The sequence below is a fragment of the Kitasatospora sp. NPDC056184 genome (assembly GCF_042268405.1).
Lineage (GTDB): Bacteria > Actinomycetota > Actinomycetes > Streptomycetales > Streptomycetaceae > Kitasatospora.
This window is the reverse complement of the sequence record NZ_JBHJUI010000001.1, coordinates 976885-1001628: the sequence shown is the minus strand read 5'-3', so window position 1 is coordinate 1001628 and position 24744 is coordinate 976885. Positions and strand designations below refer to the sequence as shown.

Below are 24744 nucleotides of genomic sequence, written 5' to 3'. Positions count from 1 at the left end.
GCCTGCACAAAACGCGGTCAACACGGGCTATCCGGGCGGCCGGACCAGGCACCGGGTCTGGCCGGTCCCGAAGGCGTCCTGGCCCGCCATCTGCACCCGGGCCCTGGCCGTCACGCAGCCGTGGCCGGTGAGCAGCACGTCGGCGAAGGCGGAGTCGACGTGGCCCATCCGCCAGGTCGTCACGGTGTTGTCGATGGCCCGCTCGGCCTCGACGGTGACGACGGCGGCAGCGGTGTCCCCCGGGTCCGGGTTGAGGCCGGGCGTGGGGTGGAAGCGGGGCCAGGCGCCGGCGCAGTGCGGCGAGTAGACGAGCAGGACCGTGCCGAGGACGGTGCCGACCGGCAGGATCCGCCCGTGCAGGCGGGCCTCGGCCACGAGCATGACGAGGGCGGAGTCCAGGGTGACGGCGTCGGCGGTGCAGCCGGCCAGCTTGGGGTTGGTGCCGTCCTCGATCTCCACCGGCGGGGACGTCGGTGGGGCCGGCACGGGCCGCAGCAGCCAGCCGGTCGTGCCGGCGGCGAGGACCAGGGCGACGAGCAGCGCGGCGAGCGCGGTCACCCGGCGGCCCGGCGGCCGGAGGAGGAGGCGGCGCGGGCTCGTGCGGTCCGGCTCGGGCGGTTCGACGGGCGCCGCGGGTTCCGGTGGGTGGACGGCGTCCGGCGGGTCCGCGGCGTCCGGCACCTGCGGCGGGGCCGTCCTGGGGAGGGTGCCGGCGGCGAGCTGCTGGTGCAGGTGCCAGCGGGCCTCCCACGCGCCGCGGTCGGCCCCGCACGCCTCGACGAACGCCAGGGTGACGGCCAGCGTGGGCAGGCGTTCGCCGCGGGCGGCGTCGGAGACCACGGTGTGCGAGTAGTGCGCGCGGTCGGCGATCCACCGGTAGGACGGGTTGCCCGCCTCCCGTCGCAGCGCGCGGAGCGCGTGGGCGAACGCCTCGACCGGCCCGGCGTCCGGGTCCAGCGGCCGCTCCGGTCGTCCCGGCCTTCCCATATCGGTTCGCCTCCCCTGGATTGTCCGGACCGCCGTGGCGTCGCGCCCTGCCACCGCTCCCCTGCGTTTGTCCGGCCCGCAGTCGAGTTGCCGGACAACTCCCTGACCAGAGTAGATAGTTCGGCACCACCTGTCCGCCCCGCCGGCGGACCGGGTTCGCCACACACGAAGCACAGGCCGGAGGCCGCCATGGGTCGTCACGAGAATCCGCTGGATCCGGGCGCCGGTCCCGTCGAATACTTCGCCGCTGAGCTGCGCGCCCTGCGCCGGTCGGCCGGATCCCCCGTCTACCGCGCGATGGCCGCGAAGGTCCACACCTCGGCGAGCTCCCTGTCCGCCGCCGCCTCCGGTACCCGGCCGCCCACCCTGCCGGTCACCCTCGCCTACGTCCGCGCCTGTGGTGGCGACGAGGCGGAGTGGACCGCCCGCTGGCAGGACTTGACACGGTCGCTCGCCCCGGTTCCGGTGCCGCCCCCGCCACCGGCACCGCCTCCGCCGCTCCCGGCCTGGAGGGCCTGGGCCGCCTGGGCGCTCGCCGCGGGCGCCCTGGGCGCTGCGGCCGCGCTCGGCCGCGGCAGCCGGCGGCAGGTGTCACGACCCGCGCCCGGCAGCGCCGCTACCGCGGCTCGCCGGTGAAGCCGACGTGGAAGGTGTACGCGGACTTGGGCCTGCGGGCGGCGATCCGGAGCAGCACCCACCGGCCCTGGCTGGTCTTCACACAGATGCTCTGGTCGCCCGGCAGCGCGTCGAGGTCGACCTTGCCCTCGACGAGCTGGGTCCTCGTCGAGCAGTTCGGGATGTCGGCGTTGTCGATGATGCCGATGCCCTGGTCGTCCAGCTTCTCCCGCGCCCCGTGGAACAGCCGGCCCGAGTCCAGCCGGAGGTCCGCGCCCGGGGTTCCGCTCGGCACCACCGCCATGGTGTCGAGCTCCAGGAGGTTGTCGTCGCCCACCGTGATGTCGGCGATGCCCGTCAGGTACCGGTCGAAGGCGTGGACGGCGGGGCCGGGCGTCGCCGGCGCCGGGGAGCCCCCTGCCGTACGACTCGGCCCGGACGGGGGAGGGGACGCCGCCGCGGCCGTCGGCGGCTCGGGCCGCGCCGGGTGTTCCCCGTCGCCGCGCTGGAACAGGGAGACTCCGACGCCCAGGGCCGCGAGGGCGAGCGCGGCCAGCGGGAAGACCGCGAACTGGACGACCGGCCGCTGGTACCAGCCGGTCGCCGTGGCCGCCGGGCGGACCGGGTCCGGAGGGTGACCGGCCCCGCCCGCGCTGTCCGGACCGTCCGGCACCGTGCCCCTCCTCGCTCCGGCTGCCCGTCCCCCCAAGTGTGGCGGGCCGCCGGAACCCGACCACCGTTTCCGGGTGACGAGTCAGCGAACTCTTCGCGGCGTCCGGGTGGCGTGGCCGCCGCGGAGAGCGGCGGTGAGGCGGGGACGGTGGAGGGCCTCCACGCCGGTGGCGGCGAGGACGGCCCAGGTGGTGCGGCCCGTCGGCGCGGGGGCGTCCTCCGGAAGGCACCAGCCCGGCGGGAGCGGTTCGCCGGCCCCCAGGGCCGCCAGGAGGGGGAGGACGTGATCGGCGGGCCGCGCGTACGGCTCGGAGGGCGGCGTGCGGCGGGTCAGGGCGACGGCGGCCAGGAGGGCGGCGAGGCCGGCCGCCACCACGGCGGCGCCCGGCTCCGCACCGAGGACCGCGACGGACAGCCGGGCGGTCGCGATCGCGACGACGATCAGCAGCGGAACGACCACCGCCGTCGGCAGCCTCAGCGAGCGGCCGCCGGTGGACGGCCCGTCGCCGCCGACCAGCAGTCCGCGGCGGCGCAGGCCCGCCTCCAGCTCCCGGGCGGGCGCGCTGGGCCCGAACGCGGCACGCGGGGCGCCCAGCCAGCCGGTGCCGGAGGGGCCGAGCGCGGCGAGCAGGACCGCCTCCACCTCGTCACGGGGCCGGGGCCGGACGACACGGACCATGCCGTGCCGGTCGATCTCCACCCGGGCGGTGAGGAGCATCCGCACCAACGCGGTCTCGGCCACCCGCCACGGCCCGCCGGCCAGGTAGGCCAGCTCATGGAGCGTCAACTCCCCGCCCCGCCGGGCCCGTCCGCCGCCCATGCTCCACCACTCCCCCGCGCACCCGCCCCCGCCGGTGTGCGCAAGGCTACCGGGGCCGATGGGTGGACACGGATCGTTCGGGGCCGGAATCCTTCCTATACTCCAGCCCGGTCCGCCCATCCCGGTCCGCCCACGGTCCTCGCGGGCCACCCGACGACGTACGGAGCCCGTGTGCAGGCAACGCCCGCCGATCCGAGCACTCCCGACGCCTTCCTCACCCCCGTCGAGCACCTCTTCGTCCGCAGCCACCTCGGGCCGCCGCCCGAACTCGATGCCTCCTCCTGGACGCTGACCGTCGAGGGCCTGGTGGAGCGGCCGCTCTGGCTGGACCTGTCGGCGCTGCGCCGGCTGCCGCGGACGGACCTGACCGCCTTCCACGAGTGCTTCGGCAGCCCCTCCCGCCCCGACGTCCCGACCCGCGCCATCGCCAACCTGGAGTGGTCCGGCGTCGCGCTCGCCGACGTCCTGGACCTCGCGACCCCGCGCCCGCAGGCCCGGCACGTCTGGTTCGAGGGCGCCGACCGCGGCGCGTTCGCGGGCGAGAGCGGGCTCGCGTACCTGAAGGACCTGCCGCTGGACCGGGCCCGGGACGAGGTGCTGCTGGCCGACACCGTCAACGGCGCGCCCCTGCCCGGGCCGCACGGCTTCCCGCTGCGCGCGGTGGCGCCCCGGATGTTCGCCACCAACTCGGTCAAGTGGCTGACCCGCCTGGTGCTGGCCGACCACCGGCCCGAGCACCTCTTCACCACCCGCCTCTACACCCGCGTCCCGTCCGGCGGCGGCGCGCCGCGTCCGGTGCGCGAGGTCGACGTCAACAGCAAGCTCCTCGGCCCGCACGACGGGCAGCGGCTGGCCGCCGGGACGCACGAGGTGACCGGCCGGGCGTGGAGCTTCGCCCCGGTCGTCTCGGTGGAGGTCGCCGTCGACGACGGCGGCTGGCGCCCGGCACTCCTGCAGCCGCGCGGCCCGCAGCCCGTCTGGCAGCGGTTCACCCTGCCCTGCCGCCTCTCCCCCGGCCCGCACCGCATCCGCTGCCGCGCCACCGACGCCCGCGGCCGCGTCCAACCGCCGTCCGGCGCCCGCAACGCCGTCCACACGGTGGAGGTCCTGGTCGGCTGAGCCCCGCTCGGCTCGGGGCCGGGCGCCTCGGGGCCGGGCGGCTCAGGGCCGGGCGGTCCGGCCGGCGCAGGCGGCGGCGGTCACCAGGTCGGCGAAGGCGGCCTCGGAGGCGTGCAGGCCCGCGGGGTCGTACGGGTTGCGGACGAGGACGACCTGGCGCTGTCCGGTGTCGTCGCCGAGCATGGTGCTGCTGTAGCCGAGGCTGTCGCCGCGGTGGCCCCAGAAGTCCCCGCACGGGGTGCGCGTGCGCTCCAGGCCGAGGCCGTAGTCGGCCCCGCGGCCGAGGCCCGTGGTGTGCTTCATCTCGGCGAGTTCGGCGGGCCCGAGGAGCCGTCCTCCGAGCAGGGCGGACAGGAAGGCGGCGAGGTCGGCGGTGGTGGAGATGCCGGCGCCGGCCGGACCGGCGATGGTCGGGTTGAACAGCGTGATGTCCACCGGGCCGCCGGGCAGGCTGACGTAGGCGCGGGTGTGGCGGCCGGGGACGGTGGGGTCGTTCTCGGGCATGGTGGTCTCGCGCAGACCGAGCGGCCGGATGATCCGGCGGTCGACCTCCTGCTGCCAACCGCGGCCGGTGGTCCTCTCGATGAGCATGCCGAGCAGGATGTAGTCGGTGTTGGAGTAGTGCCAGTCCTGCCCCGGCGGGAAGTACGCCGGGTGGGTCTCGGCGACGGCGACGAGTTCCGCCTTCGTCCGCGACTTCCAGCGGTCGGTGCTGAGCCAGGTCCGGAACGAGGCGTCGTCGTCGTAGGCGAAGGCCGGGTCCGAGGTGTAGTTGTAGACGCCGCCGGTGTGGTTGAGCAGTTGGCGGACGCTGATGGCGGCGCCGTTGCGCAGGACGCCGGGCAGGTGCCGCTCGACCGGGTCGTCCAGGCCGATCCGGTGCTCCGCGACGAGTTGGAGGACGACGGTCGCCACGAAGGTCTTGGTGGCACTGCCGATCCGGAAGCGGTCGCGGGCCGCGGCGGGCTCGCCGGTGGTGAGGTCGGCGGTCCCGGCCGCGCCCTTCCACAGGGTGCGGCCGTCCTCGCTCACCCGGCCGAGCGCGGCGGTGGCACCGCCGGGCGCCACCACCGCCCGCAGCCCGGCGTCCAGCGCCGCCCGGTCGACCCGCCGCGCCGAACCGGCCACCGCGCTGCCGGCGTCCTGCGCGTTCGCCGCCGGGACCACCCCGCCCACCAGGCCCGCTCCCGCCAGCACGACCACCGCCGCGCGGACGGCTCGGCCCATCGACGTCCCCACCATGTCAACCTCCACGGCCTTCACCGGAAGCCGGTTCCGACTTCCGCGTACGTTCGGTGGTGGAAACTCTCCCAGCGCTCCGGCGACGGATCGTCAGACCCAGGTGCGACCGCGTCTCCGCACGAGGTCGCACCCCTCGGCCCGGGCGGCTACGACCTGGGCAGGGGCCCGACCCCGACGGCTCCCGGAGGCGGCACCGGCCGAGGAGCGGCGCGCCTACCGCCGCGGGTCGACGACGGCGATGCCGCGGTCCAGGTCCAGGCGGGTACGGGGCGGAGCACCGGCGTGGTCGTCGTCCCGTAGGACCAGCTGGGTCCGCCGCTGCTCGATCTGGACGCGCTTGTTCGCGTTGAGGAAGGCGTGGAACTCCTCGGTCGCGGTGGCACCGAGGCCGGGCCCGCCACCGCTTCGCGCCCGCGCGGCCAGGCGGCGGGACAGCCACCCCGGCCGGCCCGAGCGCAGCACGACCTGCCGGACCGCCGCCAGGGTGAAGGGCACGATCACCAGCACGGCCATGAGGAGGCCCGACATCATCACCATGTCCGCCCAACGCGCGGAGCCGTGGCCGCCGTTCCCGCCGGGAGGCCGGTCAGCCCTCCAGCTCGCGCAGCACCTCGGCGAGTCGGCGGGCGGTGGCGAGCGTGTCGGGGTGCGTCTCGCCCAACTGCAGCCGCTCGATGTCGAGGAGCGCCTCAAGCTCCGCCCGAGCCGCCTCCAGCTCCCCGAGCATGGTCAGGACCAGAGCCAGATAGCGACGGGTGGGGAGGCTGCCGGGGTGGGCGGCGCCCCATCGCTCGCGCTCGATGGCGAGGACCGCCTCGAACTCCGCCCGACCCGCCTCCAGTTCCCCGAGTTCGACGAGCGAGAGAGCCAGGTTGTGCCGGGCCGCGAGAGTCTCTGGATGAGCATCGCCCCCACTGGCCCGCCGGCTTGCGAGGATGGCCTCGTGCTCGGCCTTGGCCGCCTCCAACTCCCCCAGTTCGTGCAGGATCCGGGCGAGCGCGGAGCGAGAGGCCATCATCTGGGGACGGTTCTCGTCAATACGGCCGCGTCGGGCGGCGAGGATGGCTTCGAGCTCGGCCCGAGCCACTTCGTGTTCTCCCACGTCACGCAAAATCAGGGCAAGTTGATGGCGGGTGGTGAGAGTCTCCGGGTGGTCCTCACCGACACGCTCGCGCTCGACCGCGAGGAGCGCCTCGAACTCCGCCCGGGATGCCTCCAGCTCTCCCCGTTGGTACATGATCCGCGCGAGTTCGTACCGGGCCGTGAGAGTCGCGGGGTCACTGTCGCCCAGCGCTGCCCGTCGGGCCTCGAAGATCGCCTCGAACTCGGCCCGGGCCACCTCCAACTCTCCCAGGTCGACCAGCACCAGGGCGAGTTCGTGACGGGTGGTCAGGGTGGCGGAGCCGACGGCTCCGTTCCGCTCCCGCTCCACGGCAAGGACCGCCTCGAACTCCGCACGGGCCGCTTCCAGCTCCCCCAGGTCACGCAGGACCACGGCGAGGTTGTGGCGGGTGGCAAGTGGTTCGGGATCGGTCTCATCGCGGTATTCGAGCTCTACGGCGAGGATCGCCTCGTACTCGGCACGGGCCTGGGTGTGCAGTCCTTGGGAATGCAGGTTCCGGCCGGCCAGGCCCGCGACATCGGCGAGTCGTAGGAGGTCCGCGGCTGCGAGAGGCACGGTCCCGGCCCGGTGGAAGCTGTCCAGAATGTGCGGGGACAGGAGCCCCCAGACCGCCCAGAATTCCGGCTCCTCCGGGACCCCGGTCCCGTCCGCGAACGCCACTGTCGTCAGGATGCCCGCGGCCACGGCACTACCGACCGACGTGCGCGAGGCGTCCCGGACCAGGGGGTGCATGCGCAGCACGGGGAGGGTGTCGGGGGCGGCGTCCGGGAGGTCGACCAGGCCGAGGGCGGCGAGGGCGGTGAGGTGCTGCCAGAGGGCCGGGCCGTCGAGGTCGGCCAGCGGCCCGGCGTCCGCCAGGCGGTCGGGGGTGAGGAGGAGGGTGTAGGGCAGGTCTGCGTCGGCGAAGGAGGCGATCAGCTCCAGCAGGCGCCGGGCATGGGTGTGGCCGCGCTGTTCGAGCAGGTCGAGGGACATCGCCCAGGTCCGGGGCAGGACGTGCGCGGGGTCCAGACCCTGCGGTCCGTCCTCCCAGGCCCGCCGGTAGGCGGCGTACGTGGTCGGGGTGCCGGGGGCCCGGAAGGGGGCCGGTGTCCGGGTCGCCTCGGTGAGGTAGGCGCCGGCCAGGTACAGGGCGAGCGGGAGGCCGCCGAGGCGGTCGGCGAGGGCGTGCGACTCGGCCTCGGTGCCGGCGGTGGCCGGGGCGTGGTCGCGCAGGATGCGGGCGGCGTCGTCGAGGCGGTCCCCGGTCAGGGGTTGCAGGGGGTGCAGCCGGGTGGCTGGCCCCCAGGTGGCGGGGGTGCTCTCGCGGGTGGTGACCAGGACGGTGCCGGCTCCGGCGGCGGGGCGGATCCAGCCGGTGCCCGCGTTCAGCGCGCCCGGGCCGTCCAGCAGGGCCGGGTCGTCGGCGTTGTCGACGACCAGCAGCCAGGGCGCGTCCAGCCGCGCCAGCCGGGACCACAGGACGTCGGCGGTGTCGCCGCGTTCGAGTTCCTCCGGTGCGGCGCCCACCTGGCGGGCGACGGCGCGCAGCGCGGCCTCCAGGGCGGGGCCGTTGCGGGCCTCGACCCACCACACCCGGCAGCCGGCCGCGGTCCGGCGGGCGGCGAGTTCCAGCGCGAGGGCGGTCTTGCCGCAGCCGCCCATGCCGCACAGCACCAGCAGCCCGTCCCCGGCCGGTGCGGCCTCCAGGCGGGCCAGGACGTCGCCGCGGCCCCGCAGCGGGCGGCTCGCGTCCCGCAGGCCGAGCGGCGGCGCCACCGTCACCGGGACGGCCTGCTCGACGGGGTCGGACGTCCGGATGAGGACGTCGGCGCGCCCGGCCTGGACGACGGTGCCGTGCACCGTGCTGTCCGTCAGCCCGTTGTGCACGCGGGTGCCGGCCCCGTCCACGCCCCCGCGATCCCCGCCCACCTGTCGCCCCCACAGCCCTGTGCGTCCGCCGCCCACATTCTCGCCCATGACGGCACCGGCCGGCACACGCGGGGTGTGCCGGCCGGTGGCCGGTGGTCCTGCGGGCGGCGGCCCGGTGCCGCCGGTGGCCGGGGCGGCTACCGGGGGCGGGACCCGCTGAAGAGGTCCAGGTAGAACACGTACTGCATCAGCTGCGGCAGGGTGTAGAAGGTGCGGGCGAACTCCTCCGTGCCGATCGTGATGGGACCGGTGCCGGGATTGTTCATGACCCGGTACACCCAGTTCGAGAGCGCGGACCAGTTGGTCTCCAGGTTGACGTTCTCCGTGCCGATCTGGGCGAAGCCGTGGTCGCGGATGTTGCCCCGGATGTTGTCGAAGATCCGCCCGAAGCGGGCCGCCTCCGAGGTGGCCTGGACCATCATGACGAGGGAGTCGGCCAGGACGCTGCGCCCGCTGCCGCTGTTCAGGAGGGCGGAGATCTGACGCACCTGCTGCAGGGCGTTGTCGAGCCGCGGACCGTTGATCTGCTGGTTCTGCCGGTTGCCGCCGCCGGGGATGTTGTTGTAGTTGCTGGACCAGGGCAGGACGCTCGCGTTGACGCCCAGGACCCGGTTGAAGCGGGCTGTCGCCGCGTTGCCGTCGTTGAAGACCCAGTGGGTGCCCCCGACCTGGTAGAAGCCGGCCACGTACAGGTTGTGCGGCCAGATGTACATCGCCCCCAGGTAGGCGCCGCTGCGGTGCAGGCTGATCTGGATCAGCTGGTCGTTGTCCGCCACGACCGTCTCGTCCAGGTCGGTCCTGAACCAGTCGTGGCTGCTGCGCGCGTGGAGCGCGGCGATCACGTCCCAGTAGCGCTGATGCGCCGAAGCGCCTCCGCCGCCCAGGTCGCTGATGTCCCAGTTGATGATGCTGAGGCGGTCGTTGGTGTCAGCGTGCGCCGCGGGCGGCGTCATGCCCAGGAGCCCGACGGCCAGCGCCAGGGCGATCAGTGCGCCGACCAGGCGGCGGCGCACCCGCACCAGTGCGCCGGTTCCGTTCATCGTTGGCATGCGGTGGTTCCTCGATGGTGAAGGGACGGTTCTTCGGCGCTGCCGCCCGGCCGCCGGCTCGTTCCGGCGGCGGGCGCCCACAGCGCTGTCAGCACGCTAGGCGGCCGCGCGGTCTCCCGATGTCCCGTCAGGGATCAGGTGCTTGATCACCCGTGCACTCAAGGCCCCTCCGACCACGAATCGAGTGCGTGGCGCCCTGAAACCCCGCACACGTCACTCGAACGGGGGGCTCGACAGCGGCGTGCGGTGCCTGATGGGTCGTCAAACACGGTTTGGTGTCGCGAAGTTCACGCCGTGCGCCCCCGAACCGCCCCCGGCGTGACGGCGAGCGCGGGGTTAGCCTGTGGCCATGGTTGCCAACCACAACGAAGAACTGCCCACGGGTGACCCGGAGTTCGTCAGCGGCCCCGCGCTGATTCTCCGGTCCCTCGCAGCCCGCCCCGCACGGCAGGCCGTCGTCAGCGCCGACGGCGTCCGGATCACCTCCGGCGACTTCGCCGCCGCCACGTACCGCCTCGCCCACGAGCTGATCGCCCGGGGCGCCGCCCGCGGCACCACCGTGACCCTGCTGACCGGCAACACCCCGGAGGCCCTCGCCGCCCGGTACGCGGCCGGCCTCGCCGGCGCCCGGGTGGTGAGCCTGTACGACGGCATGAGCGCGCCGGTCCTGGCCGAGATCACGGCGAGCGTCGACACGGCCCTCCTGCTCGTGGACGCCGAACGGTACTCCTCCGCCACCCGGTTGCTCCCGCTGATCGACGTGCCCACCGTCCTCACCCTGGGCCCGGGGCCGGGCGCCGGTGCCAGGGGCGGCACCGGTTCCGCCCCGGCCGTCGGCGAGGACGTCATCGCCGCCTCCGCCGACCGCCCCGCCGAGCCGCCGGACGTCCGGATCGGCCCCGAGGACGACCTCGGCATCCGCCACACCGGCGGCACCACGGGCATCCCGAAGGGCATCCTCAGCCGGCACGGAACCTACCGCCGCGCCTTCGACGCCCCGATCGGCAGCGACCCCGCCGACGGACCGCCCCGCCTGCTCGCCGCCACCCCGCTCGCCCACCTCGCGGGGATCCTCGCCGACCTGACCCTCCAGCGCGGCGGCACCGTGGTCCTCCAGCGGTCCTTCGACCCGGGCGCGGTCCTGGCGGCCATCGCCCGCGAACGCATCACCGACCTCTGGGTGCTGCCGCCGCTGCTCCACCAACTGCTCGACCACCCGGCGATCGGCCGCACCGACCTCTCCAGCCTGCGCTCGGTCCTCTACGGCGGCAGCGCCGCCTCGGCGAACCGGATCCGCGAGGCGCTCAAGGTGTTCGGGCCGGTCCTGGTCGGCCTCTACGGGATGTCGGAGGCGCAGCTGATCTCCGCGCTCACGCCGCAGGAGCACGGACGGATCGGCCCGGGCGGGCAGGTCCCCGTCGGACGGCCCGTGCCGGGCGTCGAGGTGGCCATCCGCGCGCCCGACGGCACCGACCTGCCCACCGGGGAGCCGGGTGAGATCCACCTGCGCTCCGACACCGTCATGGCCGGGTACTGGAAGCGGCCCGACCTCACGGCCGCGGTGCTGCACGACAGCTGGCTGAACACCGGCGACGTCGGCTACTTCGACGCGGACGGCTACCTCTACCTCACCGACCGGGCCAAGGACCTGATCATCGTGGTCGGCGGCCACGTCCACCCGTCCGAGGTGGAGGACCTCCTCGTCACCCACCCCGCGGTCGCCCGCTGCGCGGTCTTCGGGGTCCGCGACGACCAGGAGGCGGAGCACGTCCACGTCGCCGTCGTCCCCGCCCCGGGACAGCGGCCACGGCTGGAGGACCTCCGTGCCTTCGTCACCGAGCGCAAGGGCCGGATCTTCGCCCCCGAGGTGCTCCACCTCGTCGACGAGATCCCGCTGACGCCGGTCGGCAAGCCGGACAAGAAGCGCCTGCGCGCGGCCGCCACGACCTGAGCGCACGCGCCGGGGACGGGGGCCCGGCGGGCCGGGTCAGATCCAGAGGTGGTCGCCGAGGGCGGTGCCCTCCGGGGCGCCGGGGAGGACGTAGGCGACGGCGGAGCCGTTGTGCTCGACGAAGGGGTTGAGGGCGTCGCTCTCGGCGAGGCGCTGCTGGACGCGGGTGAACTGGCCGGCGTCGCGCATGAACGCGCAGAACAGCAGGCCGCGGTCGCCGGGGCCGTCGTCGTAGCTGTAGCCGCGGCGCAGCATCCGGGCGCCGCCGTCGAGGCGGGGGCCGGTGAGGCGGACGTGGGCGGTGGCGGGGATGACGTAGGCGCCGTCGGGGTGCTTGGCGTAGAGCTCGGGCTCGTCGTGCTCGGCGGCGCCGGTCAGCGGGGCGCCGTCGCCGATGCGGCGGCCCATGGCGAGGTTCTGCCGCTCCTCGGGGAGGGTGGCGAAGGCGGCGGTGTCCATCCGGATCCGCCGGTAGACCATGACGGTGGCGTTCTCGTGCGGTCCGGACGGGCCCCAGACCCACTGGCGGGCGAGGTCCTCGCCGGGGTTGGCGGTGCCGTCCTTGAAGCCGAACAGGTTGCGCGGGGTGGCGCCGGGTACGGTCGGGGGCAGGAAGCCGGACTGCGCCCAGCGGGGGGTGGCGCCGGCGCCGTGGGCGGCCGTGGTGGCGAGTTCGGCGAGGACGGCGAGCGTCCAGTGGTCGCCGGCGCACAGCTGGAGCAGCAGGTCGCCGCCGCCGCGGGCCGGGTCGAGGCGGTCGCCGGGGAACGGCGGCAGCTCGGCGAAGCCGGCCGGGACGGCGAGGGCGAGCCGGGCGGCGAGGGCCGGGCCGAGGCCGACCAGCGAGGTGGTCCGGGGCGCGCCGGCCCCGCTCCGCAGGCGCGGGTCGGGTGACGGTCCGGCGGCCGCGGCCAGGGTGCGGGTCCAGGCGGCGAGCAGGGTGCGCAGCGCCTCGCGGTCCGCGGCGGCGGAGGTCGCCGGGAGGTCGAAGGCGAGCAGTTTGGTGGCGGGCAGCTGGGGGGCCGTCAGACCGGCCTGCCGGGCACCGTGGAAGGGGATCGGCGCCTCGGGCGGCGGTGCCCCCGTGGTGGTGGCGCGGCCCGCCGTGCGGCCGCCGTCCGCGAGTTCGCCCACCGCCGCGCCGACACCGGCGGCGAACACCGCCCCGGCGGCCAGCAGCGCCCGTCGCCGACCGACCCCGGAGGGGGCGGAGGAGTTCGACGACGACGCGTTTTCCGGTTCGGTGGGCATGCGCCCCATTGGAGACGATAGAACACGTGCCATGCAAATCACGTTTCCTGATCGTCACTCACCCCGTGGGACCGCCGTCACCGCCGCGGCCGTGGCCGCCGCGGTAGCGCTGGCGGCCGCCGGGTGCTCCTCCTCCGGTTCGGCCTCGGAGGACGCCAAGCACCCGGAGGGGAGCGTGGTCCGGGTGCCCGAGGACTTCCCCACCGTCCAGAAGGCGGTGGACGTCGCGCGCGAGGGCGACACGGTGCTGATCGGCCCCGGCACCTACCGCGAGAGCGTGCGCGTCACCAGGCCGAACGTCGTGGTGCGCGGCACCGACCGCTCGGCGGTGGTCCTCGACGGCGGGCTGAAACTGGCCAACGGCATCACCGCCACCGGTCCCGGCACGGTCGTGGAGAACCTCACCGTCCACGGCTACCTGGCCAACGGCGTGCTGTTCACCGGGGTGACCGACGAGAAGCTCCAGCAGCGCGGCGCGGGCGGCTCGGCGTACGACCCGCTCGACACCGAGCGCTTCCCGCCCGTGGTGGGCTTCCGGGCGACCCGGGTGACGGCGTACAACAACGGCCTGTACGGCATCTACGCCTTCGACGCGCGGGACGGGGTGATCGAGGAGTCGTACGCCTCCGGGCACGCCGACTCCGGCATCTACGTCGGCCAGTGCAAGCCGTGCAACACCCTGGTGCGCGGCAACACGGTGGAGCGCAACGCGGTCGGCATCGAGCTGACCAACGCCTCGGACAACCTGTCGATCCTGGGCAACCGCGCGGCGGGCAACCGGGTGGGCGTCACGGTGAACTCCAACGACCTGGAGGCGCTGGCCCCGCAGCGCGCCGCGGTGATCGCGGGCAACGTGGTGGTCGACAACAACGCCGCCGACTCGCCCCAGCAGGCGGACGGGGGCTTCGGCATCGGGATCGGGATCGGCGGCGGCACGGCGAACCGGGTGGAGCGCAACCTGGTGCGCGGCAACCGCGCGGCCGGGGTGATCATCACCGACCCGGCGGGCCACCCGGCGAGCGGCAACCGGGTCGAGGGCAACCAGGTGAACGGCAACGGCGCCGACCTGGTGCTCGGCTCCGTGGACCCCGGCAACTGCTTCAGCGGCAACCGGCCCGAGAAGCAGCACCCGGAGGGCCTGGAGGCCGCGGCGGCCTGCGGCGGGCCGGCCCGCGGGCCGCTGGCGGCCGGGCGGGCGGCGCCGGTGCAGGCACCGCCCGGCATGGCGTTCAGCCAGGTGCCGCCGCCGCCCGCGCAGCCGTCGCTGGCCGACCCGTCGGCGCCCGCCCGCCCCGCGACCGGCCTGCCGGGCGCGGTGGACCCGGCGGCGTACCCGCTGCCGACGGACCCCGGCGCGCTGCCGCCGCAGCCGGCGGGACAACCGGGTTAGCCCGGTGAGGGTCAGCCGGTGAGCCAGGGCGCCTCGGGGAGTTCGGCGGTGTCGTCCCGCCCGCCGAACTCGACCGCGGTCGGGGTGCCCAGGCCCGGCATCCGCATCGTCAGCTTCCGCAGGCCGCCGTCGCCGTCCACCCAGTAGGTCAGCGGCGACCGCTCGCCGTCGGGCGCGGAGCCCTGGGCGCGCGGGCCGGAGAACCGGTCGACGTCGCGGCCGTCGAGGCGTTCGCGGCCGAGCCAGCGCGCGCCGGACTGGGCGAGCAGCAGCGGGTTGTCGGGCCGGTCGGCGCCGAGCTGAGCGATCAGCTGGAGCCCGGCGTCCAGCGGGTCCGCCGTGTAGGTGCGCGGGGACCAGCCCTGCCGGGGGATGTGCTCGGCCTGCTTCCAGGCCGGGCCGTCCGCGCCCGCCGGTTCGGGCGCGAGTCCGAGGCCGCCGGCGTCCCAGACGACCAGGCCGTGGTCGAGCGGGCCGTTCGCCCCGGTGATCCGGTAGCTGCCGGTGCCGCGGCGGGTGCGGTAGTCGACGACGCCCTCGACCCGGACCTCGACGCCCCCGCCCTCGGCGGCGGTGAGCTTCACCGCGACCGGGCTGGCCTGGAACAGGTTCAGCCGCGACAGGGCCAGCCGGGAGGCCTCGTCGACGGTCACCGGCCGTTCCCCGGGCTCGTCGGAGGCCATGCGGTAGCCGACCAGCCCGCCCGCGGCGGTGGCGCACACCGCGAGGGCGACCAGGCTCCTGAGCCAGAAGGTCCGGCGACGCGACCCGGGCTCCGGCGCGGGGTCCGGCCTGGGGGTGTCGGCCTTCGTCTTCCGGGCCATGCGGATGCCTTCTCTCGTCGTTCGGTCACAACACGCGGACGGGCGGGTCCGGGGACCAGAGGTCTCCGGACCCGCCCTGGGGCCTCGGCGGCGGAACCCGCCCGGGCCTCAGCGGCCCGGGCGGGGTGCTACCGGAGGCAGGCTACCCCTGCTGGGCCCTGCGGCGGCGCGCCAGCACGACGAACGCGGCACCGAGGACGGTGAGCGTTCCCGCACCGGCCGCCATCACCGGGATGCCCGCGTTGGCACCGGTGTTGGCCAGGTGCCCTCCGGGGGCGGGCGCCGGCGCGGGCGGCGTCGCGGCCGGGGACGGCAGCGTCGGAGCCGGGGTCGGCGTCGGGGTGGGGGTCGGCGTCGGCGTCGCGGTGGGCGTCGGCGTCGGGGTCGCGGTGGGCGTCGGGGTCGGCTTCAGCCGGTTGACGGCCGTCACCTCGACTCCGGCGGCCAGGTTGTCGGCGTTCAGCACCAGCGGGCCGAACACCGTGGTCTCCGGCGCGGAGTAGCCCTCGGGCGGGCTCACCTCCTGCCAGTAGTACGACCCCGGCACACCGCTGCCCTTACAGATGCCGTCGGCCCCGGTGGTGCAGGGCTCGCCGACCGTCGCGTCGGGCTTGTCACCGGTGCTCTGCAGCCCGGCGGTTCCGTTGGTCTCCTTCCAGAGCTGGAACTTCGCGCCCGCCAGCGGCTTGCCGTCCTGGTCGTGCTTGACCAGGCGCAGCGCGCCCTCCTGCTGGCGGAAGCCGAAGTCGAAGGTGTGGTCGTTCTCGCCCGGACCGCCGGTGGTCAGCGCGCGCTCGGCGTACTGCCCGCCCGCCGGGACGACACCCTTCGAGTCGATGAAGGTGTTGTCGCCGACGTCCGCGTCGGTCGGCACCCACTGGTGGAGGGGGCCGCCCTTGGCGTAGTCGGCGGGGTTGTCGAGCCGGACGGTGTACTTCGTGCGCGGCTTGAGGCCGCCCGTGACGTTGGTGTCGTCGAAGTAGTACTCACCGCGATCGGTCGTCTTCGTGGTGCCGACGAGCTTCCCCGTCTCGTCGTAGAGGTTGACCGTCGCCCCGGGCACCGGCTTCTGGCCCGGGCGCTGGATACCGCTGCGCTCGGGGTCGTACCAGACCCGGTTGCCGATCTGGAGCGGGGCCTGGTCGCAGAGCACCTCCAGGTCGCCCATCGAGGCGCCCTTGCCGAACGGGTCGGGACCGCCGGGCGGGGTGAGCCGGAACCCGAACTTCGGGTCCTGCTGGCCGTTCCGCTGGAGGAACGACGTACCGTACCCGAGGGCCTGGTGGTTCGGGTCGAACGCGGAGGTCGCGATGGTGTTCTCGACCTTCGAGTTCGCGATGCCCGCGAACGCCGTGTTGCGGTGACCGCCCCAGCTGGTGTCGAAGAAGCGGGTGCCCCGGGGGGACAGTCCGCATCCGTTGTTGGTGTCCATCACGTAGCCGCCGTTGGCGGGGCAGGCCTTGTTCAGGTCACCTCCCGACATGACGGCGGAGTACGGGACACCGTCCGGCGCGCGGTCGGCGAAGCGGTCGCGGAAGGCCAGCAGCATCGAGCCGTCGGTCTCGAACGCGATCTCGCCCAGCTCGGGTTCGGGCTGGGCGAGCAGGCTGGTGCCGCAGGCGTTGCCGTTCTGCGAGGTCGGCCAGGTGCCGGTCCACGGGAACCAGGCCGCCCCGTCGCAGGGGCCCCCGCCGACGGTCGACTGGCGCGGGTAGTCCAGCGGCTGGTTGAGGATCGCCGCCGAGAAGGCGCCGGTGGCCAGGTCGAACGGCAGCACCACCGCCTTCAGGTCGGACGCCTTGCCCGTCGACTCGCCCGAGCAGACGCCGCCGAGGAAGCCGGTGCCGTCCTGGAGGCCGAGGCCGAACGGACGCCAGTCCCCGGCCGCGGGGCAGCCCGGGTCGGGGATCGGGTAGACGGCCTTCGGCGCGGACGCCGTCGGCACGGTGGCGTTGTAGCGGTAGAGCTTGCGGTCGTTGAGGTTGACGACGAAGAGGTCCTGGCCGTCGTCGGTGACCTTGATGCCGCCGAGGCTCTCCTTGCCCGGCACCGCGATGAACCCGTCGTCGGTGCCGCCGCCGTGGGCGGTGGAACCGGCGTTCGGGACCGTGGTGAACAGCGAGGTCTGCTTCGACGCGACGTCCGTCACGTAGATCCCGCCCGCGCCGCCGGGACCGTAGTCCGTCGTGCGCTTGGCGACCGCCGAGGAGAACACCCGCCGGTCGGCCTTGTTCCACGCGATGCCGTACAGCGTGCCGGTCTCCGCGTTGGTGGCGATGTTGGTCGCCTTGGCGTCCGTGCCGTCCTGGCCGCGCGCGTTGTGCGGGAAGGAGACCAGCGTGCGCTGGGTCCCGTCCTCGCGCGAGGCCGCCTGGCAGGTCGTCACCAGCGTGGCGTTCTTCTGGCAGTAGTCGCCGGGGTACCAGAGCCCGGTGAGCACCGCCGCGTTCTTGCCGCCGGAGACGTCGACGAACTCCTCGTTGCTGCTGAGGTGGTTGGGCGTGCCGGCCAGGCCCTCGCGGGAGGCGAAGGCCGGGTACAGCGTGCCCGGCTTCGGGTTCACCACCTGGACGCGGTACTTGCCGCCGGTGAGCTTGCTGCCCGGCGTCAGCGTGACCGTGCCGTCCGCCGCCGTGGTGCCCTCGATCCCGGCGCCCGTGTCGTCGGTGAGGGTCACCTTGACGCCGGCCATCCCGGGCTCCAGCCCGGGCGTCCAGAGGCCGTCGGTGTCGACGGCCCGCACGACGCGGACCGTCACCGTGCCGTCGGCCGCGGCCGGGAAGGCGGCCGGGGCGGCCACCAGCGAGCACGCCCCGATTCCGAGGAGCAGCGCCGCGGCGCCCCCCACGGTGCGCCGGCCGGGCAGGACCGGTCGGCGCAACTCCGGGCCGCGGGCGGCACCGGGGTTCTGATCACGTGTCGTTGTCATCCCTGCTCTCATAGTGACGTTGGGCCCCCAGCCCGGACCCCGCGAAGACTTCGCGGGTGGCTGAAAGCCTCCATGGTTAACGGGATCTTAAAGGGACTTCACACAAGTTCGCAGGAAAACCAGGAACTTTGACGACAGATCAGACGTTCTGGTGTGCTGTGTGCCGACAGTTCGCCTGCTTCTGCTTCAGTGGCGGGAAAGGACCGCGACGTCCTCGCCGAACCCCACCAGAAGACGGCCGCCGGGCGTGAGCGCCAGCGCGGTGACGGGTTCGGGGAAGGCGAGTTCACCGCTCACGACCGGTTCGCCGGAGAGGTCCCACACCCGGACGCGGCGCCGGACGGCGGACACGGCGACGGGGCGCCCGTCGAGCGTCCCGGCGGCCGCCGCGGCCACCCCCTCGGGCTCCGGCGCCGCCACCGCGGGGGCCCCACCCGCGGCCCGCTCCGCGATCCGCCGGGCGACCTCCGGGGCGGCCTCAGCGCCGGCCGCGAGGTCCCAGACGCGCTCGGCCGTGTTCTCGTACGCGTCTTCGTGCGTCGCGACGGCGTACGCGCGGCCGTCCACGACCGCGGTCCACACGCCGCTCACGCCCTCCCACTCGTCCTCGTACGGTGCGGTGGTCAGCGGCGGGCCGAGCGGCTCGCCGGTGGCGAGGTCCCACAGCCGCAGCACCTCGTCGTCACCGCCGCTCACCACAACCTCCCGCCCGTCGAGCACCGTGCTCGCGACCGCCCTGACGCCCGCCCGGTGGCCCGGCGTCCGGCACCCGGCCGGCGCGGCGTCCGACAGCTCCCAGGCCAGGCCGCCCCCGGTGAGCACCCAGCACCGTCCGTGGGCGGCGGCCGTCGTCAACTCGCCCCAGCCGACCGGCAGTCGGTCCAGTCGCTGCAGCGGGTCGAGGCTCCACAGCTCGGCGGCCTCCAGCGGCTCGCCGACGTAGGGGTTGCTCCCGACGGTGAGCACATGGGGGCGTCCGCCGACCGGGGCGAGCACCGCCGTCCAGAGGTCCGCGTCCTCGGAGCGCCCCTCGGCGACGCGCTCGCCGCAGTGGAGGTCCCAGAGCCCGACCGCGCCGCGGAAGCCGCCCACGACGGCGTGCGGGCGCCCGTCGAGCTCCGTCACCGCCCAGGCCTGGAGGTCGTCCTCCTCGAACACCACGATGCGGCCCGCGAGTTCGAGGGTCGTCAGATCCCAGAGGGCGAACCCGGCCCCGTCGTCGCCCAGCACGTGCGGCCGGCCGTCGCGGGTGAGCGCTGCGACGGCGGACGGCGCCGGCCCGGGTTCGGCATCCTCCCCCTCCTCACCGTCCGCGCCGTCCTCGCCTTCCAGGGCGCCCAGCGGTTCGCCCGTCGCGGCGTCGAACAGCCGCGGCGGAACGCCCCTCTCGCACCGCACGGTCAGCGCCAGGCCGTCGAGCACCACGGCGCACTCCTCCCCGGGCGCGGAGCCGGCGGCGGGCGGCCGGAGCAGCGGCTCGCCGGTGGCCGGGTCGCACAGCAGCAGCGCGCCGCCCTCGCCCCGGGTGATGACGGCCGGTCGGCCGTCGAGCTCCACCAGCGGCGGAGGCCAGGACCCGTCGGCGGTGCCGCGGAAGGCGGGGTGGACGCCCGAGCCGGTGGCCCAGTCGACCCGCCACCGCTCGTCCGGCACCTGCGCGAGGCTCACTGCGGCCAGCCGCCCGGCGAGCGCCCGGTCCCCGAAACGGGCCGCGTCCAGCGCCAGGAGCTGCCGGCGGGTGGCGGCGCCGGCCTCCCCGTGCAGCCGGGCCGACGCCCGGTACACGGCCGCCGCCAGCCGGGCGGCCGGTCCCGAGGCCGTGGCGAGTCGCAGCACCGCCTCGTGCGGATCGGCGGTCACCAGGAACCGGGGGTCGGCCAACTGCTCTTCCGTCGTGGGCTGTTCGGCCTTCAACTCGCCGCCTCCCCGAAGATCTCCGGTCATGGCCCGGACTGTAGCGGAGCGGTCCGACACCCGAGGCACACCCGACCTCTCCCGCCGGGCTGTCGCGGGGTTGTGACGTCCACGGGGTGGTGCGGGTGGGACCGGAGCCGGGAGACTGCCGCCGGGGGGGTGACGCCGGTGAGCGGTCGGGTCGTGTCGGGACGAGGGCGGTCCGAGGTGGAGCTGGAGTTCCCGGATCCGGCCCGGGTGGTGCTGCTGACGGCGGAGACCGCGCCGGGGAAGTGGATCAACCTCCGCGAGCGCGACGGAGCGACGGAGCCGGGGCACCCCACCTTCTACGGCCACGGCCGCACCACCGTCCTGCTGTCGCCGGAGCGGCAGCGGGCGATGCGGCGGATCACCGTCGACGCCTCGCAGCACTGGACGCTGACGGTGCACGGTCCCGGCGACACGGTCGAGTTGCGCACGGGGGCGACGGGCAGCGGGCCGCGGCTGCTGGAGTACCGGGGCGGGGCCGCCCGGGCGGTGGTGACCCAGACCCGTGACGAGGCCGGCGCCTTGCGGGTGGTCCACTACCCCGACGGTCCGGACGCGCCACCGGTGGTGGTGGCCGACACTTTCGACTTCGTCCTGAGCACCACGAACCGGAACGGATTCGCCCTGGACGGACCTCAGTTCGTGGTCGTCGAACACGGCCGGGACTGGTCCTTCACGGTCGAGCCCGCCGACCTCCCGTCCTCGACGGCGCTGGTCCGCAACGGATTCGGGAACTCCGCCGAACTGTTCGACCGCCCGGATCCGGGGCGGCCCGCCGTGCTGGAGATGACCCTCGCGGCCGGCACCTGCCGCGTCGAGGTGCTGAGCGAGGACGGCCGCTTCCTCGCCTCGCACCGGGTCTACACCGACGAGCGCCCCGTCTCCGTCCCGCTCTGGGGCGGCCGGAAGGACGCCGCCCTCGGCCGCCTCGGCCTGCACGTCAAGGACTGCGACAGTGCCTGGCGGATGACCCTGCGGCCGGACCGGCCGGAACGCCTGCTGATCGACCGGGCCGAGGGCTCGGGCCGCGCACTGCTCTGCTACGAGGGCCCACCCGCCGTCCTGCAGGTCCGGCACCCGGCCGAGGAGCGCCGATGGCTCGCCGTCGAGGCCCCGGGCGGACGCGTCGCGGGCCACCACGCGGAGGAGGAGTGGTGCGGCTCGCTCCTGATCGGCGCCGCCCCGTACCCCGAGGTGATCTCGGTGAACGCGATGGGCGGCTGGACCCTGGAGGTGACCCCGTTCGACGGGGTGCGCACCGTGTCCGACCGCCTGACCGGCCACGGCAGCGAGGTGGTCCGCTGGACCGGCGACCGCGCGCGGCTCGCCGTCCGCGGCCGGCGACGCTTCCGCCACCTGGGCCGGCGCGGCAGGCGGCTCACCGCCTCCCTGTGGAGCGCCGACGGCCCGCGTGACGCCGCGACCGCCTACCCCGGCGACCCGGCGCGCGACCTGGAGCCCGTACCGGGCTGCCTGCTGCTGGTCCACGACCCCTACCACGCGGGCTGGCGGCTCACCGCCCGTTGAGCGACGGACCGCTACGTGAGGGCGGACACCAGGCTGGCCACCGTCACCGTGTTGAAGCCGAAGGCGATGACGGAGTTGACCGCCACCGTCCGCCGCATCTCCCGCGACCGCACCTCGACGTCGGTGGTGCCGAAGGTCGTCATGACCGCCACGGCGAAGTACAGGTAGTCGCCCCAGAGCGCGGGGCCGGGCCCGGAGAACGCCAGGGCCTGCTCGTCCTCCACCAGGTTGTCGGCGTGGAAGGCGACCGCGAAGGAGACCAGCACGCAGATCCAGGCATCGGCGACCAGGGCGAGCGCGATCATCACCCGGACGGCCTCGGGCAGGGCGGAGCCGAAGTGGCCCGGGCGCCAGACCAGCGACACCACCATGGCGGCGGCCGCGACGAAGAGCGACACCCCCGGCCCGGGGGCGCTGCCGAGGACGTAGCGCTGGAGCACGGTGCCGCGCTCGGCGCGCCGGGCCCAGTCGCGGATCCGCTCGGGCGGGGCGGTCGAGAAGGCCACCAGGGTGACGGCGAGGTAGGCCGCGAGGTAGACGAACAGCAGCAGGACGGCCACGTCCGCCCCGGAGACCGGCGACGGGCCCTCGACGAGCGCGAGGAGGAGGGCGAGCAGCGCCGCCGTGCCGACCGCGACCGCCGTGCTCAGGGCCGCCCGGCGGCGTTCGGAGAGCCAGGAGTGCACCGACGGGCTCCTCTGCGGGGGACGGGCGGCGGCCGCTGTTCCGGACGGTCCGGCGGGGCGCCAGTGTAGATCGCCGGGCCCCGGCGGCCCGGGAGGCGGCCCGCCGGGCGGCCCGGGCGGCGGGCGACCGGCTGGCGTTCGGGCCGGAAATCGGGAAGGCTCGGCCCATGGTCTCGGTAGTGCAGAACGTGGCGATCGACTGTGCGGACGCCTATCAGCTGGCCCGGTTCTGGAGCCAGGTGACCGGCCGTCCGCTGCATCCGGAGGACCGGCCGGGCGACCCCGAGGTGCAGGTGCTGCTCGCGGAGGGCCCGGTCCTGTACTTCAACCAGGTGCCCGAGCCCAAGACGGTCAAGAACCGGCTCCACCTCTGCCTGCGCCCGGACGGCACGCGCGATCCGGAGGTGGAGCGGCTGCTGGGCCTCGGCGCCACCCTCGTCGCCGACCGCCGCAACCCCGACGGCACCGGCTGGGCAGTCCTCGCCGATCCCGAGGGCAACGAGTTCTGCGTGCTGCGCAGCGAGTCCGAGCGGGCCGCCCCGGCGTCCTGACCTTCCGCCGCCCGCCGCCGCTGCCTCAGGAGGCCTGCCCCACACCTGAGGTGAACACTTCACCACGGCCCGTGATCGTGCTAGCGTCCTCCCCGATGTCGAGGATTCTGGTCACCGATCTGGACGGCACCCTGCTCGGCGGAAGCCCCGACCAGCGGCGGCGACTACGGGACGCGCTGGTCCGCCGCCCCGAGGTGGTCCCGGTCTTCGCCACCGGCCGGGGCCTGGCCTCGGTCCGCGAGGTCCTGGCCGACCCGCTCGTCCCGCGGCCGCGGTGGATCATCGCCGACGTCGGCGCCACCGTCGTCGACGGCGCGGACTTCACCCCCGTGGACTCCCTCCAGGAGCAGCTGCGCACCGGCTGGCCGGGCACGGAGCGCGTGCGCGCCGCGCTGCGCCGCTTCCCCGCCCTCGTCTACCAGCGGGACGTCGTCCAGGACGGCCGCTGCTCCTACCACCTGGCGCCGCACCACCTCACCGAGGAGCTCACCGCCGCCGTCGAGGCGCTCGGCTGCGCCTGGGTGTACTCCGGCGAGCGCTACTTCGACGTCCTGCCGCCGGACGCCTCCAAGGGCAACGCCGTGCGCGCCCTGGCCGGGAAGCTCGGCTGGCGGCCCGACGAGATCCTCGTCGCCGGCGACTCCCTCAACGACCTCTCGCTCTACGGGCTCGGCGCCCACGCGGTGGTGGTCGGCGGCGCCGAACCCGCCCTGCTCACCGCCCTCGCCGCGGACCCCGGCGTGCACCGGCCCGACGAGCCCGGAGCGGCCGGCATCCAGGCGGCGCTGGAGGCCCTCGGCTGGCTCGCCCCCTCGTCCGCCCCGCCCCTCGCCGCTACCGCAGAATGCCCGCCCGCCGGGCGGCCGTGACCCAGCGCGGGAACTGCGACAGCAGCCGGTCGTACAGCTCCTGGTCGGGGAGCGTGCCGATGTCGTCGACCGCGAAGAACCCCACGTTGTCCACGCGCCGCCCCGGCAGCTCGTCGAACCGCTGCAGCACCCCGTAGTCCGAGCGCCCCAGCCCCACGAACTGCCAGAAGAGCGGCTCCTCGACGGCCTCCCGCAGCTCGCGCTCGATGTCCGCGTTGCGGTGGACACCACCGTCGGAGAAGAACAGCACCAGCGTCGGCGCCGCGGCCGGACGGCTCCGCACGTACGCCCGGACCTCGGCGATGACCTTCTGCTCCTCGTTGCCGATCCCGACCGTCTTCATGTCCACCTCCCCCTCGGGCAGCGCCGCCCGCCGCGTCCGGCGGCCGAAGAGCCCGCCCAGCTGCCCGACCTTGACGTGCCGCAACCACGCGGGCAGCTCCCCCACCCGCAGATCGGGCAGCCGCGCCGGGTTCGACGCGAACGTCCACGCCTGCATGGCCCCGTCGTCGTCCAGCTGCGCCGCGACCGCCACCATCCGCTCCACCACGTCGGCCACCACGCCGCGGGCGTACAGCGCCGCCATCGACCCCGACGCGTCCAGCACCAGGACCACCCGCGCGACGAGGCCCGCCGCCCCGTGCTTCTCCAGACTCACCGCCACCTGCCGCTTGCGCAACGACAACCGCTCCCGCATCTCGGGCGGCAGCTTCGTCTCCTCCCCGGGCCGCTCCCCGCCCTCCTCGTCCACCGTCACCCCGAAGTCGGCCGCCAGCCCGGCCAGTCCCGACGCGTACCCCTGCCCCACCGCCCGGAACCTCCACTGCCCGCCCCGCCGGTACAGCTCCCCGCCGATGAGCACGGTCTCCTCCCCGGCCGCCATCGCGAACCGCGCCACCTCACCCCCCGTCGCGCCGTCGACCAGCCTCAACGCCAGCCCCCGCACGTGCCCGAACACCCCGCCGTCCGCCGACGCCACCAGCACGACCTTCTCCACCCCCGGCTCCACCCGCGCCAGGTCCACCTCGATCCGGTCCACCACCGTCCCCGCCCCGTCCGCCTTCCCCCGGTGCACCACGGCCCCCGACGCGTGCCGCGGCTGGTTGTAGAACACGAAGTCCCCGTCCCCCCGAACCCGCCCGCCCGCCGCCACCAGCACCGCCGACGCATCCACCTCCGGCCCGCCGCCCCCACCCGCCCAGCTGACCTCCACCCGGACGGCGCCCGCGTCGACCGGAACATTCGCACCCGCGCTCAAGGATCGCTCAGTCATGGTCACAGTCTGGC

General features: G+C 75.0%; 20 protein-coding genes. 7 read left to right on the top strand and 13 right to left on the bottom strand.

What is annotated here, in order from left to right; genetic code table 11:
• Nucleotides 1-27: 27 nt before the first annotated feature.
• A complete protein-coding gene (locus ACFC0B_RS03805) occupies nucleotides 28-987 on the bottom strand; it encodes a helix-turn-helix domain-containing protein (RefSeq protein WP_376081668.1) in 960 nt (319 codons plus the stop codon).
• 189 nt (nucleotides 988-1176) lie between these two features.
• Here ACFC0B_RS03805 and ACFC0B_RS03800 point away from each other — a divergent pair, with 189 nt between their 5' ends.
• Nucleotides 1177-1623, top strand: coding sequence for a helix-turn-helix domain-containing protein (locus ACFC0B_RS03800; RefSeq protein ID WP_376081666.1), 447 nt, complete (start codon nucleotides 1177-1179; stop codon nucleotides 1621-1623).
• On the opposite strand, the gene ACFC0B_RS03795 is transcribed toward ACFC0B_RS03800, so the two are convergent.
• On the bottom strand, nucleotides 1604-2275 hold the full coding sequence (locus ACFC0B_RS03795) for a hypothetical protein (RefSeq protein ID WP_376081663.1): 672 nt from the start codon (nucleotides 2273-2275) through the stop codon (nucleotides 1604-1606). The genes ACFC0B_RS03800 and ACFC0B_RS03795 overlap by 20 nt on opposite strands.
• 81 nt (nucleotides 2276-2356) lie before the next feature.
• Nucleotides 2357-3094 carry a TIGR04222 domain-containing membrane protein gene (locus ACFC0B_RS03790; RefSeq protein ID WP_376081660.1) on the bottom strand — a complete coding sequence of 246 codons (738 nt, stop codon included), beginning with the start codon at nucleotides 3092-3094 and terminating at the stop codon, nucleotides 2357-2359.
• A 171-nt stretch (nucleotides 3095-3265) separates the two neighbouring features.
• On the opposite strand from ACFC0B_RS03790, the gene ACFC0B_RS03785 reads away from it, so the two are divergent.
• Nucleotides 3266-4213, top strand: a complete 948-nt coding sequence (locus ACFC0B_RS03785) for a molybdopterin-dependent oxidoreductase (RefSeq protein WP_376081657.1) — start codon at nucleotides 3266-3268, stop codon at nucleotides 4211-4213.
• 42 nt (nucleotides 4214-4255) lie between these two features.
• On the opposite strand, the gene ACFC0B_RS03780 is transcribed toward ACFC0B_RS03785, so the two are convergent.
• From ACFC0B_RS03780 to ACFC0B_RS03765, 4 genes are all read right to left on the bottom strand, one after another.
• Nucleotides 4256-5455, bottom strand: coding sequence for a serine hydrolase domain-containing protein (locus tag ACFC0B_RS03780; protein WP_376081655.1), 1200 nt, complete (start codon nucleotides 5453-5455; stop codon nucleotides 4256-4258).
• A gap of 213 nt (nucleotides 5456-5668) precedes the next feature.
• Entirely contained in the window at nucleotides 5669-5983 is a 315-nt protein-coding gene (locus ACFC0B_RS03775) for a DUF6191 domain-containing protein (protein WP_376081653.1), read from the bottom strand.
• Between the two features lie 58 nt (nucleotides 5984-6041).
• A complete protein-coding gene (locus ACFC0B_RS03770; RefSeq protein WP_376081650.1) occupies nucleotides 6042-8468 on the bottom strand; it encodes a tetratricopeptide repeat protein in 2427 nt (808 codons plus the stop codon).
• A 158-nt stretch (nucleotides 8469-8626) separates the two neighbouring features.
• Nucleotides 8627-9538 (bottom strand): ribosome-inactivating family protein, encoded by a 912-nt coding sequence (locus ACFC0B_RS03765; protein WP_376081647.1) that lies wholly within the window; start codon nucleotides 9536-9538, stop codon nucleotides 8627-8629.
• Nucleotides 9539-9887: 349 nt separating this feature from the next.
• On the opposite strand from ACFC0B_RS03765, the gene ACFC0B_RS03760 reads away from it, so the two are divergent.
• The gene (locus ACFC0B_RS03760; RefSeq protein ID WP_376081644.1) at nucleotides 9888-11489 is read left to right on the top strand and encodes an AMP-binding protein; all 1602 of its coding nucleotides are present in this window, start codon (nucleotides 9888-9890) and stop codon (nucleotides 11487-11489) included.
• Between the two features lie 36 nt (nucleotides 11490-11525).
• Here the strand turns inward: ACFC0B_RS03760 and ACFC0B_RS03755 are convergent, their stop codons facing one another.
• Entirely contained in the window at nucleotides 11526-12740 is a 1215-nt protein-coding gene (locus ACFC0B_RS03755) for a Dyp-type peroxidase (RefSeq protein ID WP_376081641.1), read from the bottom strand.
• Nucleotides 12741-12831: 91 nt separating this feature from the next.
• Here ACFC0B_RS03755 and ACFC0B_RS03750 point away from each other — a divergent pair, with 91 nt between their 5' ends.
• Nucleotides 12832-14130, top strand: a complete 1299-nt coding sequence (locus tag ACFC0B_RS03750) for a right-handed parallel beta-helix repeat-containing protein (protein ID WP_376081638.1) — start codon at nucleotides 12832-12834, stop codon at nucleotides 14128-14130.
• Between the two features lie 11 nt (nucleotides 14131-14141).
• On the opposite strand, the gene ACFC0B_RS03745 is transcribed toward ACFC0B_RS03750, so the two are convergent.
• The 3 genes from ACFC0B_RS03745 to ACFC0B_RS03735 all read right to left on the bottom strand — a co-directional run bounded on the left by ACFC0B_RS03745 (nucleotide 14142) and on the right by ACFC0B_RS03735 (nucleotide 19827).
• Entirely contained in the window at nucleotides 14142-14954 is an 813-nt protein-coding gene (locus ACFC0B_RS03745) for a hypothetical protein (RefSeq protein WP_376081636.1), read from the bottom strand.
• Nucleotides 14955-15096: 142 nt separating this feature from the next.
• Entirely contained in the window at nucleotides 15097-17883 is a 2787-nt protein-coding gene (locus ACFC0B_RS03740; RefSeq protein WP_376081633.1) for an SdrD B-like domain-containing protein, read from the bottom strand.
• Nucleotides 17884-18069: 186 nt separating this feature from the next.
• Nucleotides 18070-19827, bottom strand: coding sequence for a WD40 repeat domain-containing protein (locus ACFC0B_RS03735; RefSeq protein WP_376081630.1), 1758 nt, complete (start codon nucleotides 19825-19827; stop codon nucleotides 18070-18072).
• Nucleotides 19828-20004: 177 nt separating this feature from the next.
• On the opposite strand from ACFC0B_RS03735, the gene ACFC0B_RS03730 reads away from it, so the two are divergent.
• Nucleotides 20005-21351, top strand: coding sequence for a hypothetical protein (locus ACFC0B_RS03730; protein WP_376081628.1), 1347 nt, complete (start codon nucleotides 20005-20007; stop codon nucleotides 21349-21351).
• Between the two features lie 11 nt (nucleotides 21352-21362).
• Here the strand turns inward: ACFC0B_RS03730 and ACFC0B_RS03725 are convergent, their stop codons facing one another.
• Entirely contained in the window at nucleotides 21363-22037 is a 675-nt protein-coding gene (locus ACFC0B_RS03725) for a DUF1345 domain-containing protein (protein WP_376081626.1), read from the bottom strand.
• Nucleotides 22038-22204: 167 nt separating this feature from the next.
• On the opposite strand from ACFC0B_RS03725, the gene ACFC0B_RS03720 reads away from it, so the two are divergent.
• Complete coding sequence (locus tag ACFC0B_RS03720) at nucleotides 22205-22588, top strand: VOC family protein (protein WP_376081623.1); 384 nt, start codon at nucleotides 22205-22207, stop codon at nucleotides 22586-22588.
• 95 nt (nucleotides 22589-22683) lie between these two features.
• A complete protein-coding gene (locus ACFC0B_RS03715) occupies nucleotides 22684-23457 on the top strand; it encodes an HAD-IIB family hydrolase (RefSeq protein WP_376081620.1) in 774 nt (257 codons plus the stop codon).
• Here the strand turns inward: ACFC0B_RS03715 and ACFC0B_RS03710 are convergent.
• Nucleotides 23423-24730, bottom strand: a complete 1308-nt coding sequence (locus ACFC0B_RS03710; protein WP_376081618.1) for a VWA domain-containing protein — start codon at nucleotides 24728-24730, stop codon at nucleotides 23423-23425. The two genes, ACFC0B_RS03715 and ACFC0B_RS03710, sit on opposite strands and share 35 nt — an antisense overlap.
• Between the last annotated feature and the right edge of the window lie 14 nt (nucleotides 24731-24744).

What these genes read in the sequence shown, in the direction of transcription:
- ACFC0B_RS03740 (WP_376081633.1), bottom strand. Translation starts at nt 17,883, where the DNA reads ATGACAACGACACGTGATCAGAACCCCGGTGCCGCCCGCGGCCCGGAG.
- ACFC0B_RS03780 (WP_376081655.1), bottom strand. Translation starts at nt 5,455, where the DNA reads ATGGTGGGGACGTCGATGGGCCGAGCCGTCCGCGCGGCGGTGGTCGTG.
- ACFC0B_RS03735 (WP_376081630.1), bottom strand. Translation starts at nt 19,827, where the DNA reads ATGACCGGAGATCTTCGGGGAGGCGGCGAGTTGAAGGCCGAACAGCCC.
- ACFC0B_RS03720 (WP_376081623.1), top strand. Translation starts at nt 22,205, where the DNA reads ATGGTCTCGGTAGTGCAGAACGTGGCGATCGACTGTGCGGACGCCTAT.
- ACFC0B_RS03745 (WP_376081636.1), bottom strand. Translation starts at nt 14,954, where the DNA reads ATGGCCCGGAAGACGAAGGCCGACACCCCCAGGCCGGACCCCGCGCCG.
- ACFC0B_RS03805 (WP_376081668.1), bottom strand. Translation starts at nt 987, where the DNA reads ATGGGAAGGCCGGGACGACCGGAGCGGCCGCTGGACCCGGACGCCGGG.
- ACFC0B_RS03800 (WP_376081666.1), top strand. Translation starts at nt 1,177, where the DNA reads ATGGGTCGTCACGAGAATCCGCTGGATCCGGGCGCCGGTCCCGTCGAA.
- ACFC0B_RS03775 (WP_376081653.1), bottom strand. Translation starts at nt 5,983, where the DNA reads ATGTCGGGCCTCCTCATGGCCGTGCTGGTGATCGTGCCCTTCACCCTG.
- ACFC0B_RS03765 (WP_376081647.1), bottom strand. Translation starts at nt 9,538, where the DNA reads ATGCCAACGATGAACGGAACCGGCGCACTGGTGCGGGTGCGCCGCCGC.
- ACFC0B_RS03710 (WP_376081618.1), bottom strand. Translation starts at nt 24,730, where the DNA reads ATGACTGAGCGATCCTTGAGCGCGGGTGCGAATGTTCCGGTCGACGCG.
- ACFC0B_RS03715 (WP_376081620.1), top strand. Translation starts at nt 22,684, where the DNA reads ATGTCGAGGATTCTGGTCACCGATCTGGACGGCACCCTGCTCGGCGGA.
- ACFC0B_RS03790 (WP_376081660.1), bottom strand. Translation starts at nt 3,094, where the DNA reads ATGGGCGGCGGACGGGCCCGGCGGGGCGGGGAGTTGACGCTCCATGAG.
- ACFC0B_RS03760 (WP_376081644.1), top strand. Translation starts at nt 9,888, where the DNA reads ATGGTTGCCAACCACAACGAAGAACTGCCCACGGGTGACCCGGAGTTC.
- ACFC0B_RS03755 (WP_376081641.1), bottom strand. Translation starts at nt 12,740, where the DNA reads ATGCCCACCGAACCGGAAAACGCGTCGTCGTCGAACTCCTCCGCCCCC.